We start from the raw sequence: 18,771 nt of genomic DNA, 5'->3' as shown, positions 1-18,771 counted from the left end.
TCAGGCCCTTACCACAGCAAAGCTTAACGAAGCCCGGCTCTTGTGCATCGCAAAATCGCGCGATAGGGGCGCGATTGCGTCATAGGTTGGCCTGCCGACGCAGGCCCTAAGAGGGAAGGAGGTTCAAGACCTCCGCTGCCCCCGCAACTGTGACCGGGGAGGTTCGCTTCATTACGCCACTGCGCAAGCGGGAAGGCGAAGCGGAACCAGCGATCCGGGAGCCAGGAGACCTGCCTGTGCGCGTCGTTCGGCCGCGGGCGGGGTGTACCGATGGCAAACGTGGATGGGGCGAATGAGCGCTCCCTCCCGTCATGGACGGCATTCGTCTGTGATAGGAGGTATTGTGCGTAAATTTCTGTTTCTTCTAAGTATATCTGCATTTCCGGTTGCCGTTCAGGCGCAGGAGGCCGAGCACGAGCCGTGCCCGCCCGCCGAGGTCACTCCGCTGACCGAAGTGTGCGTCACCCCGGATGGCGCGCTCTTCGTTCCGCATCCGCGCCGAAGTGCGGATGACCTTGGTGAGCCGGTCCCGGTGAGCGTCGACGACAGCATTGTGTTTGGTGACATGGTGCGGCCCACGATTACCGTGACGGCGAACGGCCTTGCCACCCCGGTCGCCTCGACCGGACAGGCCGTTACCGTGATCGATCGCGAGGAGATCGAGAGTATCCAGGGCGCCGACGCGACCCGCGTGCTGCAGCGCACACCCGGCGTGACTCTCAGCCGCAATGGCGGGGTGGGCGGCTTTACCGGCGTCAACTTGCGCGGCGCGAATTCTGAGCAACTTCTGGTGTTGGTCGATGGTGTTCGCGTCGCCGATCCGGCCTCGCCCGGTGGAGGCTTCGACTTCAGCAACCTGCTCCTCGGCACGGCCTCCAAGTTCGACATCCTGCGCGGGTCAAACAGCACGATCTGGGGATCTGAGGCGATCGGCGGGGTCGTTGACATCTCGACCCGCGGCGAGACTGGCGCGAGCGGAAATATCGAGTACGGATCGCGCGACACGCTGTTCGCCAGCGCGGCGGCCGGCGTGGATGGCCAGGGCTTCTATGCCGGGCTGACCGGCTCCTTCTACCGCACCGACGGCTTCTCGACCGCGGCCAGCGGCACCGAGAAGGACGGCTTCGAGCAGCTGGCGCTGGGCGGGCAGGTCTTCGTTGACGTGACCGACAATCTGGAGGTCTTCGCCCACGCCAACTGGAGCGAGGGCGATCTCGATCTCGACGGCTTCCCGCCGCCGACATTCGCCTTTTCCGACACGCTGGAAACGCAGGAAACGCGCCGCCACTGGGGCGATGTCGGCTTTGCCTATTACGGCGGCGACCTGACCCTGCGCGGCGCGTTCTCGCTCTCGAATACCGAACGCGACAACCGCGACGCGGCGGGCACGACCACCTTTGCCTCCGATGGCGAATCCCAGCGCGTGTCCCTGCGCGGAGAGTACCGGGCGATCGGCCCGGTCACCGTGGCCTTCGGCGCGGAGAAGGAGTGGACCGACTATTCGGCCAGCTTCAGCCCCGATGGCGAGGCGGACATCTTTGGCGCCTATGTCCAGCTGGGCTTCGTGATGGGCCGCTTTGCCGCGCATGTCGGCTCGCGCGTGGACGACCATTCGCTGTTCGGCAGCAACGCGAGCTACGGTGCGGATGTGTCCTACGGCTTTGGCGACGACTGGCGTGTTCGGGCGAGCCTTGGCGAAGGCTTCAAGGCCCCGACGCTGTTCCAGCTCCTGTCCAATTTCGGCAATGCAGCGCTGCAGCCGGAAGAAAGCACCAGCTTCGACCTCGGCGTCGAGAAAGGCACACGCGGCCGGGGCACGCATGTCGCGCTCACCGCTTTCCGCCGCGATAGCGAGGACCTCATCAGCTTCGTGTCCTGCTTTGGTGTAGCCTCAACGATTTGCACCGGTCGCCCCTTCGGCACCTATGACAATGTCGCACAGGCGCGCGCGCAGGGGTTCGAGGCAGAGGCGGGTTTCGACGTTACCGGCACCTTGCGCGTCGCAGGCGTGTTCACCCTGCTCGATGCCGAAGATCGCACCACGGGTCTCGAGCTTGCACGCCGGCCGCAGGTGTCCGGCACATTGTTCGCCGATTGGGAGACGGGGCTCCTGGCGCGTCCGTCGACGACCGGCCTGAAGCTGGGTGCCGATGTGCGCTTTGTCGGCGAAAGCTTCGACAACGCGGCCAACACCGTTCGTCTCGAAGGCTATGAGGTCGTGGACCTGCGTGCCGCATTGCCACTGGGCGAAACGCTTGAAGTCTATGGCCGGATCGAGAACCTGTTTGGCGCCGATTACCAGACAGTGGCGGGCTACAACACCGCCGGGCGCAGCGGGTTCATCGGAGTGAGGGCGCGGATGTGACGCGTTTCCTGCCCGCGCTGTGCCTCCTGCTCGCGTCCTGCGCGGGCAGCGGGCCGGCGCGGGCGCCCGGGGGCGAGGGGCCGACGATCGTCAGCCTCAACCCCTGCACGGACGCGATCCTTGCCGAGGTAGCCGCGCCGGGCCAGCTGCTGGCGATTTCGCACTACAGCAAGGATCCGCGCGCCAGCTCCATGGCACCCGAGGACGCCGCGGGCTTTGCCGCCACCGGAGGAACGGTAGAGGAAATCCTCGCACTCGATCCCGATGTGGTTGTGGCCAGCACTTTCCTTGCGCCCGCGACCCGCGCAGCGCTGGGCGACCTCGGCATCGAGGTCGTCACATTCGGCATGATCGCCGATGTCGAGAGCAGCCTCGCGCAAGTGCGCGAACTCGCGGCGCTCGCGGGCAACGCCGGGGCCGGAGAAGCGCTGGCGGCGCGCATCGAGCGCGCGCTTGCCGCTGCCGAACCGGAAAGCGGCGAAAGGGTGGAGGCGCTGCTGTGGCAGCCCGGCGGCATCGTCGCGGGCGAGCAGGAGTTGGTGAGCGACCTCCTCGCGCGCACCGGTTTTCGCAACGCCGCGCCCGCGCGCGGGTTGTCGCAAGCGGACTTCGTTGCGCTTGAGGATGTGGTGGCCAACCCGCCGAAGGTGCTGCTTGTCGCTGGCGGCGAGCGCAGCCAGCAGCACCCGGCGCTCGATCGCCTGCCCGGCATGCACCGCGCCGCATTCGACACGCAGCTGCTCTATTGCGGCGGACCGACGATCATCCGCGCCGCCGAGCGACTGGCCGCAATCCGGGAGGCGGCGCTGTGAACCGCGCCGCGTGGATCTTCGCGGGGCTGCTCGCGCTGGCCCTGCCGCTCTCGCTGCTGGCGGGCCGCGTCTGGCTCGATCCTTCCGCGACCCCCAATGCGGCGCTTATCCTGTCCGAACTGCGCCTTCCCCGCGCGCTCCTCGCGATCATCGTGGGCGCAGGGCTGGGGGCGAGCGGGGCGGCGATGCAGGGCTACCTGCGCAATCCGTTGGCCGATCCGGGCCTCTTCGGTATTGCCCCCGGCGCAGCGCTGGGCGCAGTCGCCGCGCTGTGGTTCGGCTATGCGGTCTCACCATGGCTGCTCCCGGCTTTCGCGCTTATCGGCGCGGGCGGGGCGATGGCGCTGCTCGCTGCGATTGCCGGGCGAACGGGGGGCATTGCGCTGTTCACTTTGGCCGGCCTGATGGTGGCGAGCCTTGCCGGCGCGCTGACCGCGCTCGCCATCAGCATGGCGCCCAACGCCTTTGCCATGAGCGAGATCGTGCTGTGGCTCAACGGCGCGCTGACCGACCGCAGTTGGCGCGAAGTCACGCTGGCCGCGCCGCTGGTTGCGCTGGGCGTGCTGCTGCTGTGGCGTAGTGGCCGCTCGCTTGATGCGCTGACGCTGGGCGAACTGGTGGCCCGCTCGCTCGGCGTTGATACGCGCAAGCTTCTCTGGCTGCTGATCGCCGGGATCGGCCTGACCGTGGGCGCGAGCGTTGCGGTGGCGGGCATTATCGGCTTCGTTGGTCTGATCGTGCCGCACCTTGTGCGCCCGCTGACCGACCGTCGGCCATCGCAACTGATCGTGCCGAGCGCGCTTGCCGGCGCCTTGCTTGTGCTGCTGGCCGACAGCGCGGTGCGCGTGCTGCCCTTCGTCACCGAACTGCGCCTGGGCATTGCCCTGAGCCTGCTCGGCGCGCCGTTCTTCCTCTGGCTCCTGCTGCGGATGAGGAGGGGGCTGGTATGACCCTTTCGACCGACAGACTGACGGTCGCTGAGCGCCTCTCGGGCGTCTCACTGTCGCTTGAGCCGGGCCGGATCACCGCCATCTGCGGCCCCAACGGGGCGGGCAAGTCGACGCTGCTCGAAGCGCTGGCCGGCCTGCTGCCTCCCGCTTCGGGATCGGTTTTGCTCACGGGCGAGGCGCTGGCCGCGCTGGAGCCGAAAGAGCGTGCAAAGCGTCTCGGCTATCTCCCGCAAGCGCATGAAATTGCCTGGGATGTGCCCGTCCGGAGCCTCGTCGAGCTGGGCCGCATGCCGCATGGCGACCGGCGGGCTGAGCCGGTCGAAGCGGCGCTCGAAGCGCTCGACATTGCGCACCTCGCGGGCCGCCGCGCGCAGTCGCTCTCTGGCGGCGAGACTGCGCGGGTGCTGCTGGCCCGCGTGCTGGCCGGCGAGCCCGAATGGATCCTCGCCGATGAACCGCTCGCCGCGCTCGATATCGGCCACCAGCTTGCACTCCTGCGCCACCTGCGCCGCGCGGCCGAAGCAGGGGCTGGCGTGGTCCTTGTCCTCCACGATCTCGCCCACGCCATGAACCATGCCGACCGCGTCATCGTACTCGAAGAGGGCCGCGTGGCCGCCGACGGCGCATGCGAAGACGCGCTCGACCACCGGGTGATCGAGCGCGTCTGGAAAGTTCCGGTCCGGTGGATCGGCGAGCCGGGCCACCGGGCCCTGATCAGCGGCTGATCAGTCCACCTTGTCGGCGGGCAGAGCGCCGTCGGACACTTCGCTGTCGACCGCTTCCTCACCCGAGGTGAGGCCGCGCGCGGCTAGCATCGGGCCCACATCGGGCGCCCGGCCGGCGAAGTTTTCGAACATGTCGAAATAGTCCATCGTGCCGCCGCGGCTGAGCACGGTGGCGCGGTAGTGATCGCCGTTTTCGCGGGTCATGCCGCCGTTTTCGATGAACCACTTGCGGCTGTCACGGTCCAGCATCTCGGTCCACAGGTAGCTGTAGTAGCCGGCCGAGTAGCCCGAGGGCGAGCTGAAGATGTGGTTGAAGTAAGTGCTGCGGTAGCGCGGCGGGACGAGGCCGATCTCGAGACCGAGCTCTTCCAGCGCCTTGCGTTCGAAGGCGTCGACCTTCTCCGGCATGTCGATCGCAGCCGCTTCTTCGGGCGACAGCGCGCTCCACTTCATATCGAGCAGCGCGGCTTCAACGACTTCACCGAAATCGTAGCCCTGATTGAACTTGGCCGCTTCCTCGATCTTGGCGATCATCTCGTCGGGGATGGTTTCGCCCGTTTCGTAGTGCTTGGCATAGTTCGACAGCACGCTCGGCCAGGTGGCCCACATCTCGTGGACCTGGCTCGGGTATTCGACGAAGTCGCGCGCCGTGGCCGTGCCCGAAAGGCTTTCGAACTTCTGGTCGGCGAAGAAGCCGTGCAGCGCGTGGCCGAATTCGTGGAAGGTGGTGTTCACCCAGTCGAAGCTGACCAGCTGCGTTTCGCCTTCGGGCGCCTTCGGGATGTTGAGGACGTTGTAGATGACCGGCTTGTTGCCCGAGAGGTGGCTCTGCGAGACGAAGTTGCTCATCCACGCACCGCCGCGCTTCGATGCGCGCTGGAACGGGTCGAAGTAGAACAGGCCAAGCTCCGACCCGTCACGGTCAAAGACGGTGTAGGTCCATACATCGGGGTGGTAGACCGGCAGGTCGGTGCGACGCTGGAAGGTGAGGCCGTAGAGCTTCTCGGCCATGAAGAACACGCCGTCCTCGAGCACCTTGTCGAGCACGAAATATTCCATCACCGCGTCTTCATCGAGATCGTAGCGCTCGGCCTTGATCTTGTTGGCGTAGCGGTACCAGTCCCACGGCTTGACCTCGTAATCGCCGCCATCGGCAGCAATCGCTTCGTTCAGCATTTCAGCCTCGCGGCGCTGCGTTGCAGCGAGGGCCGGGACCATCTGTTCCATGAAGTCGAGCGCGGTCTTGGGCTTTTCGGCCATGCGGTTCCACATGGCGTAGGTCGCCCAATCGGGCTTGCCGAACAGCGCGGCCTTTTCGGCGCGCAGCGTGGCGATCTGCGCGATCAGCATGCGCGTGTCGACATCCATCTGGCCATCGGCACGGTGGTAGCTGGCCTTGAACAGCTTTTCGCGAGCCGCGCGGTTTTCCATGGTCGGAAGGAGCGGCTGCTGGGTGGTGTTCTGCAGCGCGATGGCGAACTTGCCCGGCTGGCCGTTTTCGGCTGCGAGGTCTGCGGCCGACTGGATGTCGGCGTCCGACAGGCCGGCAAGGTCGTCGCGGCTGTCGAAGAAAACCGGGTTGTCGCTCATTGCCGAACGGGCGGCCTGGCCGAATTCGGTGGTCAGCGTGGACAGCTTGGAGTTGATCTCCTTCACCTGCTCGCGCTCGGCATCGGTCAGCAGCGCGCCGGCCTGGACCATGCCGTCATAGGTGTTTTCGAGCAGCGTCAGGTCTTCGCCTTCAAGGCCGAGCGTCTCGCGGGCGTCGTAGACCGCCTTGACGCGCGCGAAGAGCACCGGGTCGAGGGTGATGGCATCGCCGTGCGCGGTCAGCTTAGGGCTGATTTCAGTGTTGATGGCATCGAGCGTGTCGGTCGTGTTCGAACCGGTCAGCGCGAAGAACACGCGCGCCACGCGGGTCAGCATGTCGCCGGAAGTTTCCAGCGCGACGATGGTGTTTTCGAAGGTGGGCGCTTCGGGATTGTTCTTGATCGCCTCGATCTCGCCCATGTGGATCGCCATGCTCGTCTCGAAGGCGGGCAGGTAGGCGTCTTCCGAAATCTTGTCGAACGCCGGCGCGTGGAACGGCAGCGTGCTGTCGTTGGCGAAATAGGCAGCGGCCCAGGAGGCCGACTGCTCGGAAGAGCTGTCTTGCGCCATGGCGGGTGTTCCCGTTGCTGCGGCGATGGAAAGGGCGGCTACGGCAGTGGTAGCCAGAATGCGGGCCTTCATGGTGTTCCCCTCAAAGGATGGACGCGCCGGGCGGACGCCGGGCGCGGGTAATGCGACAATGCAAAACCCGATAGAGGGCGATCAAGCACGCGCGCAAGCGCGCGCACGTCGCCGGTCGGCGGTTTTGCTACATTGGTCGAACGCGCGGGCCTTGCCGCCGGTTCCTGCGGGTTTGCGGGCTCACCGCGTGATAAATGCGCCCTGGCGCATGACAGCCGCGATTGCGCGGGTTGCGGTGATATCCTCCAGCGGATTGGCGGTCAGCAGGACCATGTCCGCCTGCGCTCCTTCGGCAAGGTATCCGGCGTCCGCTACCCCGACGAGGCGGGCCGCGTTCAGGGTTGCCGAGGCGAGCGCGTCCTGCTCGCTGAGGCCTAGCGCAACATGCAGTTCGAGCACCTTGTGCAGCGCCCGGCCAAAGCCTTGGCAATCGGTCGGTGCATCGCTCCCGGCAACCAGCGTCACGCCGGCGCCGGCGAGTCGCGCGTAATGATCGCGTAGGGCGGCCATCATGCGCGCTTCCAGTTCGGGAGCGACACTCTCCTGCGCCTCCAGCGTGTTGCGGCAGCCGCCGCGCGCGGCAGGCGAGAGTGCGGCGAGGGCCTCTTCGTCCATCACCAGTCGCAGCGGCAAGTCGAGCTGCGGCGTGATGGTCACGAAGGTTCCGCGCTCTCCCAGCTCGGCGAACAGAGCATCGCACTGGGCGCGGTCATGCCCGTCGTAGAGTTCGAGAAACCGCGTATAGCGGCCCGTATAGCCTTCGCGCATCCACGCGCCGAGCACAGAGCCGAAGGCGCCATTGCCCGCTTCTGTGCAATCCTTGATGAGGTTCACATAGGTGTGCTCGATGTCGGTGAGCCCGCCGCGTACAGCCTCGCGCGTGGTGACGGTGAAGGGGATGTGCCCTGCCAGCGCAAGGCCGCGCGCGTCGGCGGCGGTCTTCACGGCGGCAAGCGTTTCCGGGTTGAGTCCGCCGTAGACCTTGAGGAAATCGACACCTGCGCCCGAAAGCCTTGCGACCGCCGGTTCTGCGTCTTCGGGGCCTTCGAGATTAAGCTCGACGTCCTTGCTCCACTGGTGACGCGGACCTTCGAGTAGTGGGCCGGAAAGCGCGACGCGCGGGGTGGGCCGTTCGCCCTCGATCGCGCGCACAACAGGCACGAGGTCGAGCCGCATGCCGGTATCGCGCACGGAAGTGACGCCCCAAGCGAGATAAGCGTCGAGGCGGCGGGTCAGTGTATCGCGGGCTTCGGGGCCTTCGAGATGGACGGACGCTTCTTCGCCATCGCGGTTGGGGCCATCGCGCGAGGCGATGTGCGTGTGGCCATCCCAGAGGCCCGGGATAGCGAACAGGTCCGTGCCGTCGTAGACCGTGTCGCCCTCAAGGGGGCGGGCCCGGTCGTGCGGGACCACCGCCGTGATGCGACCGTCCTCGATGACGATGTCGTGTCCGGGAAGGGCACCCTCACTGCTGATCGGGATCACGGTCGTGTTGGCGATGACCGTGCGCGCGTGGGAAGCAGTAGCCTGCATGGGCAGTGCGAGGAGGGCGAAGGCGGCGGCGAGCCGGTGGACGGGGTTCTTCATGGCCGGGAGGTATGAGTGCGCGACACCAGCTAGCGGCGCGATTTTCCGCGGAATGCGACCGCGCGTCGGTGAACGGTCGCGCCTGTCGGTGAACGGTCGCTAGAGCGTGCGGGTGCGGATTGCTTTCGATCCGGTGCGCGAGGCGGTGACCGTATCGCCATTGGCCATGTGCAGGGCCAGCCGGCCGCTGCCAGCCGGTTCCATCCGTTCCACCTTGTCGAGATTGACGAGCAGCGAGCGGTGGACCCGCATGAACCGATCCCCCAGGGTCTCCTCCAGCTCGGAAAGTGAAGTGCGAAGCAAGCGCGAACCACCCAACGCATGCATCTCGGCATAGTCGCCTGCGCCGGAGAAATAGAACACCCGCTGCGGATCGAGGGGGACGGTCTCGTCACCGTCCTTCACGAATTGCCGGGCGGGGCTGGCTTCGGCCGAGGTCACCTCCCGTGCGCGCAGCGTTGGCAGGGCCAGCTCCCAATGCGCGAGCACGGCGAAGACGGCATAATAGGCAAAGCCTTGCTTGAGCTGCCAGGCGGCCGCTGCACCGGTGAAGGGGCTGACCGAGAAGGTGACGGCGTTGTCCCCTCCCAGCACGCCGAGCGCTACCATGAGAAGCCAGAACCATAGCAGCGCGAACACGAAGGCGCCGCCGCCATGCAGAGCGAGCAGCGCGAGAGGGGAAAGCCGCGTGCCAAGCAGTCGGACCAGCCAGCGCACGCCCAATCCGAGCAGCGCCAACGTCAGCACATTGGCCAGCGTCGCGGTCAGCGCCGTTGCAAGGGGCGAGGACTGGACGATGGCGAAAAGCACGAAATAGAGCGCGGCAGCGACAGCAAGCAGGCCCAGGGCGATGCGAAAGGGCAGGCTGCGGGCGGTCATGGGGCGAGTTTGGCCAATCCGTCTTGAAGGTCAAGCGCTTCGGATCAGGCGAGTGCGTAGCGCACCACGGGTTCGTATAGTGAGCCTTCGGGTCGCAGCGTGCTTTCATAGAGCAGGTAGGCTTCGACCGGGAATGGCGGGAGCCTGAAAGACGCGGTGCGCGCTAGGAACGGCGCAATCGGTCCCACCGAACGGTTCAGCCGTGCGAGCGTGATGTGCGGGTGGTACTTGCGGTGCTCCGGCTCGAGGCCGAACGTTACACAGGCGCGCTCGATGCGGCGCTGAAGGGCGACGAGTTCCTTGTTCGGCTCGATCCCGACCCACAGCGTGTGCGCGTGCCCTTTCTTCTCGAACACGCCGGTGCCCGCGACGGTCAGCTCGAAAGGATCGGTGTCGGTGAGACGCAGGCGCTCGGCCAGCTCGTCGCCCTGGTGAGTGTCGACCTCGCCAATGTAGCGCAGGGTAAGGTGGAGCTGGTCGTCGTCTTGCCAGCGCGCATGGTCGACACCCTCCATCAGGTCGAGCAGAGCGTCGCGGATAGTTTCTGGCGGACGGATGCCGACGAACAGACGATGGGTCATGCAGTCAGGTTCACCTGTTACGCGGTCTCGCGGCGCACCCGGTTCCGGCCGCCTTGCTTCGCTCCATACAAGGCGTTGTCGGCCCGCTGGAGAGCATCGCCGATTCCTTCCCCGCGGTTCATATGCGTGAGACCGATCGAGGCGGTGGCGAGGCCATCCGATAGACCAAGGCCGGCCGCTGCGTCGGCAATCCTGCCCTTCAAGGCGGCGGCCGTCCGGTCGGCGGCAGCATCGTTGTCCATCCCAAGGAACACAGCGAATTCCTCACCGCCGAGCCGGGCCGCGAAGTGGGCTTCACCAGGAAGGTCCCGGAGGACCTCCCGAAATACATCGGCTACTCTGATGAGAACCTTGTCTCCCATATCGTGGCCGTACCGGTCGTTGACCTGCTTGAAGTTGTCGAGATCGACGATCATCACATGATGGCGATCACCCGGGGCGCCTTCATAGAGCCTGTCCTCGAACAGGGCCCGGCGGTTGTAGAGCCCGGTCAGAGGATCGCGTACGGCGAGGAACTCGGCGTTTGCGAGCGCTTCCTCAAGGTCTTCGGTCAGCAACTGGTTCTCGATCAGCAAGTCGGCCGCTTCACGCCGCTGACGCGCGGCGCCGATGGCGAATACCCCGATCGCACCCATGACGAATGTGAGACCGATACCCAACCAGAGCGCCATTTCCAGCGTGGTAAAAAAGAGAGCGGAAAGGAATGTCCCGAGAAAGCCGAGGGCGAAGGGCACTGAAATGCGCTTGATCGCCGCGGTGCTCGTGATCACCAGGGCGACCGAAATGAACACCCCGGCAGTCACGATGTAGGATGCGGGATGGAGCGCGGGTTCAAGGAATACCGGTATCACCAGCGATGCCCAGCTCGCCCCGGCAAACGCCGCGATGGCAACAGCGAGCCGCAGGGGCACAAGCACGCTTGCGTTCTCCGCAAGCCTGCGCCGGATCGTCTCGTAGAGCATTGCAGTGCCGAAAAGCGCAATGAAGCGCAGCAGCATGGGCAGGTAGAAGTCGGCAGCGTTCGGCAGCCATTGTGCAAAGCCAACGATCAGCAACGTGCCGAGGATGTTCGCGATCAGCGTCCTGCGCTCGATCTCCGCAGTCGATCGGACCAGGACGAGCAGGCGCTCGCGGTCTCTTTCATCCTGCGAATGTGGAGTTCGTGCGACCGTCAGCGGTATTTCCCCTTTGGCCGCGTTTCGCTGAAATTCCGCCGAAACGCAAGGGTATCGGCGGGTTTGGGCCCTATGCGTTCGCGCTCAGGTCGCGTGGGTCTTCATACATGGCGTCCATGAAGATCTGCGCTCGGCGTTCGCTGCGGTACTGCAGGCCGCGCGCGACACGTCCGGCGGCGTGGGTGTAGTCCAGTTCGCTCGCAATCGCCTCGTAGTCGCCAGCATCGATGGCAGCGTTGAGGCGCGGGCTTTCGGAAGGCGACACGTTGCCGATCCCGACGTTGAAAACGAGGTCGACCAGCGCGTCGAATTCGTGCTGGTAGAGGGGCAGGTCGCCCACCAGTTGCCGTACGCCCTCTTCGGCTTCTACCAGGTCGGCGTCGAGGAACTGCAATACCCGTTCTTCGCTAATGCGATCACCAACGCGTAAATTGTCGCCCGGCTCGACCAGATGGCCCACGCCCACGGTGGGATAGCCAGCCACGTCGCGGTAGACGGAAAAGCGCACGCCCTCCTCCTCTAGGAGCGCCTGTTTGAAATCGTCGCTGGCGCGCAAGAGCGCGGCCGGCTGACGGATTTCCTCGCCCGGGTTGACGGTGGCCGCTGCGACCGAGCCTGGCATCGTGGCCGAGCGCGGCTTGGGCGGACCGGTAAAGGCGGCAACGCCCAGGGCGCCGGCGCCCAGCATCAAAGTGGCGCGCTTGCGCGTGGACATCCGGGGACGCACGCCGAAAGCCTTGGCCGCGGCGCGGCGCGCGCGGCGCAGTTCGCGGCGATGCTGACGTTCGCGCCTGAGGCGCTGGACGAAATTCTTCGGAGTCTTCCCTTTTTCCGGCCGCAAGGACGTATGCGACCAGTTGATGTCGTCAAGAGGGCGGTCAAGCTCCTTAAGGAGCGCTTCCAGCTTAGCGTTGCTTTGCGGCAGGCGGCCGGGTTCTTGTTTTGTCGGGGTGTCCGATTCCATGAGGAAGGCACCTTTCTGCTGTGTGTTCTCATGCTGCGCGCCGCGGTCTGCCGGGCAGATCCCTGCGGGGGCGTTGGTCTTGCTATGAGAACGGTTGGCAGCGTGCTTTTGGTCCGCGCTTCGTCGTGGTCGAGCCACGCCCGGGCCGGACCCGTCCCCGGCGTTCAGGCCGCGCGGCGGACCTTGTTGCGACCGGTGTTCTTGGCCTCGTAGCAGGCGATGTCGGCGCGCATGAGCGCATCGTCGAGGCTTTCGCCAAAGCGCCAGGCCGAGAGGCCGATCGAGGCGGAAATCGCAATGCCCGGATGGTCGGTAAACTGGTCTTCCAGCGCGGAAATCTGCATCCGCAAGCGCTCTGCCTGGTCGAGCGCCGCTGTGTCATCCAATCCGCGCAGGATAACCAGGAACTCCTCTCCGCCGAGCCGGAAGGCAGGATGCTCGTCGGGATCGCCAAGCGATGCGCTCCAGTCGCGTATCGCATCGGCAGCGGCGATGAGGACATGGTCGCCGACGCCGTGACCGAATGTGTCGTTGATTGCCTTGAACCGATCAAGATCGATGGTCAGCAGGTGCCGCGCCCTCGCGCTGCGTTCCTTGCGGGTTTCCTCGAAGAGCATGCGGCGGTTGAACAGCCCGGTCAGCGGATCGCGCCAGCTCAGGAACTCGGCGTGCGCCAGCGCATCCGCAAGGTCTTCCGACAGTTCGCGGTTCTCGACCAGGATGCGGGCCGAGGAGCGCATGTGTTGGCCGGTGTTGGCGCTGTAGATGCGGACGCCGGTTACGCCCAGCGTGATGACGGCGATCAGCATCGGGTCAATATCGGCAGGGTGCAAGAGGATCAGCGCGCTGGCCGTTCCCCAGAAGGCAAAGAGCATGGCGTCGCGCGAAGCGGGCAGCGCAGCCAGCGTGACCGAAATCAGGGTGATCGCGACGATAATGACGATTTGTATGAGGGCTACCGCGACAGGCGGCGCCGCCTGCGGCTGCGGCCAGAGCATCAGCGCCAGGGTCACGCCGGTCAGCAGCATGGCGCCAAACAGGATCCAGCGTGATCGGCGCAGCGGATCGCGCGCGCGGACCTTCTTCTCGAGCCGCGACGCGGCGGTGCGGGTGAACAGGAAGGATACGACTCGCAGGGCCAGAAGAACCACCATGAGCCCCGGGTTGGGCAGCATAGCAACGCCAATGGCCAGCAGGCTGAGGGCGACCAGGCTTGCGGTAAGCGAGCGCCGCTCGCGTTCGAGCATGGCGATGACCGCTTCGCGCTCGATCTCGTAGTCGTCGACCGGAACGCGCGACGTCACGCCGGCGAGCTCGCCGTCAAATGGACGTTCGTTCGACACCGATGGCGACCCTAAGACTCTCTCTCCGATTGAAAAATCGGCGCTACATCGAAAGTGTAAACGAATCGCCCACTTTTGTTTACGGGTTCGTAGAGCCTTCTCGAACGGTGCGGCGTTGCAATAGCTGCGCCCGACCCCACATTTGCGGAACGTCGAGGCGCGCGGCGCGCTCCTTTCATACCGCCCCTTGACCCATGCGAACAATTCGGGAACACGCTAGCCACATGGCTCTTACCAAGATATCCGTCCGCGGCGCGCGGGAGCACAACCTCAAGGGGGTCGATATCGACCTTCCGCGCGATAGCCTGATCGTGATCACGGGTCTTTCCGGCTCGGGTAAGTCGAGCCTCGCGTTCGACACGATCTATGCCGAAGGGCAGCGGCGTTATGTCGAGAGCCTGTCGGCCTATGCGCGCCAGTTCCTCGAAATGATGCAGAAGCCCGATGTCGAGCACATCGACGGGCTCTCTCCCGCGATCTCGATCGAGCAGAAGACGACGAGCCGCAACCCGCGCTCGACGGTGGCGACGGTGACCGAGATTTACGACTACATGCGCCTGTTGTGGGCGAGGGTGGGTGTGCCGTATTCGCCGGCCACCGGCCTGCCGATCGAGGCGCAGACCGTCTCCAACATGGTTGACCGCGTGATGGCGCTGCCCGAGGGCACGCGGCTCTATCTGCTCGCGCCCGTGGTGCGCGGGCGCAAGGGCGAATACCGCAAGGAACTGGCCGAGTGGCAGAAGGCGGGCTTCACCCGCGTGCGCATCGACGGCGAGATGTATCCGATCGAAGAAGCTCCTGCGCTCGACAAGAAGTTCAAGCACGACATCGAGGTAGTGGTCGATCGCCTCGCGGTGAAGGAGGGGCTGGAAACGCGCCTCGCCGACAGTTTCGAGACGGCGCTGAAGTTGGCCGACGGTCTCGCCTATGTCGACCTTGCCGATGGCGTGGTGCCGGGGCGCGAGGATGAAGGCGCAGCGGGCGGCGCGATGAAGGGGGCGGGCATTCCCGCCAACCGCATCGTCTTTTCGGAGAAGTTCTCCTGCCCCGTCTCCGGTTTCACAATCGAGGAAGTCGAACCGCGCCTGTTCTCCTTCAACGCGCCGCAGGGGGCGTGCCCGACCTGTGACGGCATCGGCGAGAAGCAGCTGTTCGACCCGCAGCTGGTCGTGCCGAACGAGGCGCTCAGCCTCAAGAAGGGCGCGGTGGTGCCCTGGGCGAAGAGCAACCCGCCTTCGCCCTATTACATGCAGGTCCTCGCCTCCCTCGCGAAGGAATACGAGTTCAGCCTCGAAACCCCGTGGGAGGAGTTCGACCGCGAGATCCGCGAGATCATCCTCTACGGCACCAAGGGCCGCGCCATCCCGCTCACCTTCAAGGACGGGCGCAAGGAGTACACGGTCAAGAAGCCGTTCGAGGGCGTCATCGGCAACCTCAACCGCCGCATGCTCCAGACCGAAAGCGCGTGGATGCGCGAGGAGCTGTCGAAGTTCCAGACCAGCCAGCCGTGCGAGACCTGCCACGGCAAGCGCCTCAACGAGAAGGCGCTGGCGGTGAAGATCGCGGGCACGGACATCGCCACGCCCACCAAGATGAGCGTCGCCGATGCGAAGGAGTACTTCCTGAAGCTGCCCGAGGCGCTGAACGACACGCAAAGCCAGATCGCCAAGGCCATCCTGAAGGAAATCAACGAGCGGCTGGGCTTCCTCGACAATGTCGGGCTCGATTACCTCAACCTCGACCGGACCAGCGGTACGCTGTCGGGTGGTGAAAGCCAGCGCATCCGCCTCGCCTCGCAGATCGGCTCGGGCCTTTCGGGCGTGCTCTACGTGCTCGACGAGCCCAGCATCGGCCTCCACCAGCGCGACAACGACCGGCTGCTCGAAACATTGAAGCGCCTGCGCGATCTCGGCAACACGGTAATCGTGGTCGAGCACGATGAGGACGCGATCCGCCAGGCGGACCATGTGGTCGATCTCGGCCCGGGCGCGGGCGTGCGCGGGGGCGAGGTGGTGGCGCAGGGCACGCTCAAACAGGTGCTCAAGTCGAAGAAGTCGCTCACCGCGGACTACCTTACCGGCCGGCGCGAGATTTCCGTCCCGCAGACGCGCCGCAAGGGCAACGGGCACGCGCTCACCGTCCACGGCGCGCGGGCGAACAATTTGAACGACGTCACCGCCTCCATCCCGCTCGGTACCTTTACCTGCATCACCGGCGTCTCGGGCTCGGGCAAGTCGTCCTTCACCATCGACACGCTCTACGCCTCCGCCGCGCGCCAGCTGAACGGCGCACGCATCGTGGCGGGCGCGCACGACAAGGTCACCGGCCTCGAATATTGCGACAAGGTGATCGAGATCGACCAGTCGCCCATCGGCCGCACCCCGCGCTCCAACCCGGCGACCTACACCGGCGCCTTCACCCAGATCCGCGACTGGTTCGCCGGCCTCCCCGAAGCGCAGGCGCGCGGCTACAAGCCCGGCCGCTTCAGCTTCAACGTCAAGGGCGGCCGCTGCGAGGCATGCCAGGGCGACGGCCTGATCAAGATCGAGATGCACTTCCTGCCCGACGTCTATGTCACCTGTGAGGAATGCGGCGGCAAGCGCTACAACCGCGAAACGCTGGAGGTGAAGTTCAAGGGCCACTCCATCGCCGACGTGCTCGACATGACGATCGAGGATGCGGAGGATTTCTTCAAGGCCGTCCCCCCGATCCGCGACAAGATGCACATGCTGAACGAGGTGGGGCTGGGCTACGTCAAGGTCGGCCAGCAGGCGACCACGCTGTCAGGCGGCGAGGCGCAGCGCGTGAAGCTGGCCAAGGAACTGTCGAAGCGCAGCACCGGCCAGACGCTCTACATCCTCGACGAGCCCACCACGGGCCTCCATTTCGAGGATGTGAGGAAGCTCCTCGAAGTGCTCCACCGGCTGGTGGACCAGGGCAATTCGGTGGTGGTGATCGAGCACAATCTCGACGTCATCAAGACCGCCGACCACATCCTCGACCTCGGCCCCGGCGGCGGCGTGCGGGGCGGCGAGGTCGTTGCGCAGGGTACGCCGGAGGATGTGGCCGAGGTGCCGGAGAGTTATACTGGGCAGTATCTCAAGCCGATGCTGGAACGGCAGCGGGAGGCTGCGGAGTAGACTATCTCAGCAAAAGGAGTGTAGCGGTAGCTGGCATACACTACTTGGAGACAACAATGACACTTGCCCGAACAGCGCCAGTAATTACTGAGTTCGACGAAGAAGACGACGTCAAGGGCATCGTTATTCGCAGCTACACACCTGTGGGTTCCGTCTCTGGCCTCAGCTATGGCATGCTCCAAGTTGAAGCTCGTGAAGCCATCATAACCGATACCAATTCTGCTTCATACTTCGCTCGATTCGAACTCAGCACCGGCGACGATTACCCTCAAACCGCAGCTACTTTAGTCAAACTTAGCGATCTCGACGCGTTGATACCCGCATTGGATAGGTTGGCTACAACCAATATAACCACCGAACGTTTTCAGTTCTCGGAAGTGGAATTCGAGATAAGCGGCTTATCCTTCATCGTGTTTAACAACGAGCGCGGGAGCATGATGTTTGCAGTTGGGTGCAATGGTTTGACGGTCCATTTCAACTCCCTCTCAAAAATCTCAGAGATTTCAAAATACGTCCGAGAGGTCAAAAGGCTTCTTGGTGAAAAGAAGCTCTAAGCGCGCGTCAGAGCGTTTCCCATGGCGGCGGCTCTGTGCAGTGATGTCCTGCACAGGCCCCGCGAATCAAAGTACAAAAAGATCTCTAAATTCCCCGCCAACAATTCTCCGAAAAGGCGTTATATCGCCAGCGTAAAGAAACGAATTTAACGGATCCGCACCTTTTGGTCTTCGTCCAGATATAGCATAGAGCGAATGACCATTTTATATTTTGGAGAGCGGAAGCTGTAGTGACTATTGCGAGGTGATTTTCTAATTATCGGATGGGATCCTTTCTGAAAATCCGCTAAGATCTGTGGAATGTTCAAACTCTTTGTATGTGGAACGGAAAAAGTCCTCCTCACTTCGTTTTCCACATCGGTCAATTTGAACTCTTCTTTAGGCATGTGACCAAGGCAATAAATGGTTTGGTCTTTCCTCCCAACTTTCGTCTCTTGCGAATTCATGTGTCCAATAACGGCATTTCTATCCGCCGAGAGGGTTGCGTTAAGCCACTGTTTTTCCGATTGAATGAGAGTCTTCTCAGTTATTTTTCCGCCTTCCTTGCTGGCATTGATTGCGATCTGAAGGCAGAGTTCTTGAACCTGTTGGGCTATGCCATCGGTTTTGTAACTGATTTCGCGGTACAGTTTGTTCTTATCGATGATGAACGTCGTATCGAGGTGCTTTTCGAACCCTTGGCTCATGATGTAGCGAGACTCTGCCAAGCCAAGGCGGGCTACCTCGGGTATTTCTACGAACCTATTCGCGATCGTAGAGGCGTCCGAGACTTTTGAAAGCATCTCCATAATGTTCGTTGGAGTGCCCACAATTAGAAATTTTATGCCCGTACTAGCAATCACATCCTCATCTGCGGAGATAATAAGCGCAGCAATTTCTTCAACGTAATTATCCTTCGATATAATCTGTTCAAAGTTATCGAGGACGACTACGCCTGGCTTTCCGTGAAGTTTCTTTAAATGTAAGGCTAGCGCCTCGATTGCGCCGATTTGACGTCCCTCGTAAGTGTACTTGTGCTTATAGTTTGCACCAATTCCACCAGGTTTTGCCCCTGCATCGAGTTCTTGTGTTTGAGAGGTTTGTTCCTCATAGCCAAGTTCGCCGAGTTTCGATGAAATGACAGCATTCAATGATTTTTCAGTAATCAATTTGGCGAGATTTATTACCGTGCATGGGGTGCTGAGTTCTTCAAAAACCTTTTTATAAAGCCAAGTTTTACCATTTCCGCTTTCGCCATGTACGATGATGTATTTGTGACCTAGCATCGCGTCCTTAAGCGCTGTTTCCAGTTCATCTCGTCTTGCGTAAGTTCTTTGATTTAGTTCGTGCGCCCTTGGGGTGAATACGTCACGCGGTGTAAGCCTTTTTCCGAACATTTGTTCAATTGCCCTGTAAGTTTGCTGTATCTTAGCCCTTATAGCGAAGTTCTTGTCGATTGGAGTGCTCGACATAGACGTATCCAGG

The 18,771-nt window shown here is 63.6% G+C and carries 14 protein-coding genes and 1 riboswitch; of the genes, 6 read left to right on the top strand and 8 right to left on the bottom strand.

What is annotated here, in order from left to right; all coding sequences use genetic code 11:
- Positions 1–67 precede the first annotated feature (67 nt).
- Positions 68–252: riboswitch (cobalamin riboswitch) on the top strand.
- 91 nt (positions 253–343) lie between these two features.
- From KUV82_RS10065 to KUV82_RS10050, 4 genes are read left to right on the top strand one after another with little or no spacing between them, the layout of a single operon-like run.
- Positions 344–2,365, top strand: coding sequence for a TonB-dependent receptor plug domain-containing protein (locus KUV82_RS10065; protein WP_219954154.1), 2,022 nt, complete (start codon positions 344–346; stop codon positions 2,363–2,365).
- On the top strand, positions 2,362–3,177 hold the full coding sequence (locus KUV82_RS10060) for a helical backbone metal receptor (RefSeq protein WP_219954153.1): 816 nt from the start codon (positions 2,362–2,364) through the stop codon (positions 3,175–3,177). The genes KUV82_RS10065 and KUV82_RS10060 overlap by 4 nt, the downstream gene beginning before the upstream one ends.
- A complete protein-coding gene (locus KUV82_RS10055; protein WP_219954152.1) occupies positions 3,174–4,127 on the top strand; it encodes a FecCD family ABC transporter permease in 954 nt (317 codons plus the stop codon). Before KUV82_RS10060 ends, KUV82_RS10055 begins: the two co-directional genes overlap by 4 nt.
- On the top strand, positions 4,124–4,852 hold the full coding sequence (locus KUV82_RS10050) for an ABC transporter ATP-binding protein (RefSeq protein WP_219954151.1): 729 nt from the start codon (positions 4,124–4,126) through the stop codon (positions 4,850–4,852). Before KUV82_RS10055 ends, KUV82_RS10050 begins: the two co-directional genes overlap by 4 nt.
- Here KUV82_RS10050 and KUV82_RS10045 read toward each other — a convergent pair whose 3' ends face one another.
- The 7 genes from KUV82_RS10045 to KUV82_RS10015 form a co-directional block, all read right to left on the bottom strand.
- On the bottom strand, positions 4,853–7,012 hold the full coding sequence (locus KUV82_RS10045) for a M3 family metallopeptidase (RefSeq protein WP_375541243.1): 2,160 nt from the start codon (positions 7,010–7,012) through the stop codon (positions 4,853–4,855).
- Positions 7,013–7,264: 252 nt separating this feature from the next.
- Positions 7,265–8,671, bottom strand: a complete 1,407-nt coding sequence (locus tag KUV82_RS10040; RefSeq protein WP_219954149.1) for an amidohydrolase family protein — start codon at positions 8,669–8,671, stop codon at positions 7,265–7,267.
- Between the two features lie 99 nt (positions 8,672–8,770).
- Positions 8,771–9,550 (bottom strand): LytR/AlgR family response regulator transcription factor, encoded by a 780-nt coding sequence (locus tag KUV82_RS10035; protein WP_219954148.1) that lies wholly within the window; start codon positions 9,548–9,550, stop codon positions 8,771–8,773.
- Between the two features lie 44 nt (positions 9,551–9,594).
- Positions 9,595–10,131, bottom strand: a complete 537-nt coding sequence (gene thpR / locus KUV82_RS10030; protein ID WP_219954147.1) for an RNA 2',3'-cyclic phosphodiesterase — start codon at positions 10,129–10,131, stop codon at positions 9,595–9,597.
- A 17-nt stretch (positions 10,132–10,148) separates the two neighbouring features.
- Positions 10,149–11,186, bottom strand: a complete 1,038-nt coding sequence (locus KUV82_RS10025) for a GGDEF domain-containing protein (protein ID WP_219954146.1) — start codon at positions 11,184–11,186, stop codon at positions 10,149–10,151.
- A gap of 190 nt (positions 11,187–11,376) precedes the next feature.
- Positions 11,377–12,270, bottom strand: coding sequence for a lysozyme (locus KUV82_RS10020; RefSeq protein WP_258319718.1), 894 nt, complete (start codon positions 12,268–12,270; stop codon positions 11,377–11,379).
- A 164-nt stretch (positions 12,271–12,434) separates the two neighbouring features.
- A complete protein-coding gene (locus KUV82_RS10015; protein ID WP_219954145.1) occupies positions 12,435–13,613 on the bottom strand; it encodes a GGDEF domain-containing protein in 1,179 nt (392 codons plus the stop codon).
- Between the two features lie 224 nt (positions 13,614–13,837).
- Here KUV82_RS10015 and uvrA point away from each other — a divergent pair, with 224 nt between their 5' ends.
- Both uvrA and KUV82_RS10005 read left to right on the top strand, forming a co-directional pair.
- The gene (gene uvrA / locus KUV82_RS10010) at positions 13,838–16,753 is read left to right on the top strand and encodes an excinuclease ABC subunit UvrA (RefSeq protein WP_219954144.1); all 2,916 of its coding nucleotides are present in this window, start codon (positions 13,838–13,840) and stop codon (positions 16,751–16,753) included.
- A gap of 56 nt (positions 16,754–16,809) precedes the next feature.
- Positions 16,810–17,307 carry a hypothetical protein gene (locus KUV82_RS10005; protein WP_219954143.1) on the top strand — a complete coding sequence of 166 codons (498 nt, stop codon included), beginning with the start codon at positions 16,810–16,812 and terminating at the stop codon, positions 17,305–17,307.
- A 146-nt stretch (positions 17,308–17,453) separates the two neighbouring features.
- On the opposite strand, the gene KUV82_RS10000 is transcribed toward KUV82_RS10005, so the two are convergent.
- Positions 17,454–18,758, bottom strand: a complete 1,305-nt coding sequence (locus KUV82_RS10000) for an AAA family ATPase (protein ID WP_219954142.1) — start codon at positions 18,756–18,758, stop codon at positions 17,454–17,456.
- Between the last annotated feature and the right edge of the window lie 13 nt (positions 18,759–18,771).

The organism is Qipengyuania flava (genome assembly GCF_019448255.1).
Taxonomy (GTDB): Bacteria; Pseudomonadota; Alphaproteobacteria; order Sphingomonadales; family Sphingomonadaceae; genus Qipengyuania; species Qipengyuania flava_A.
Note: the sequence above shows the minus strand (reverse complement) of the source record. Positions and strands in the feature narration are given on the sequence as shown.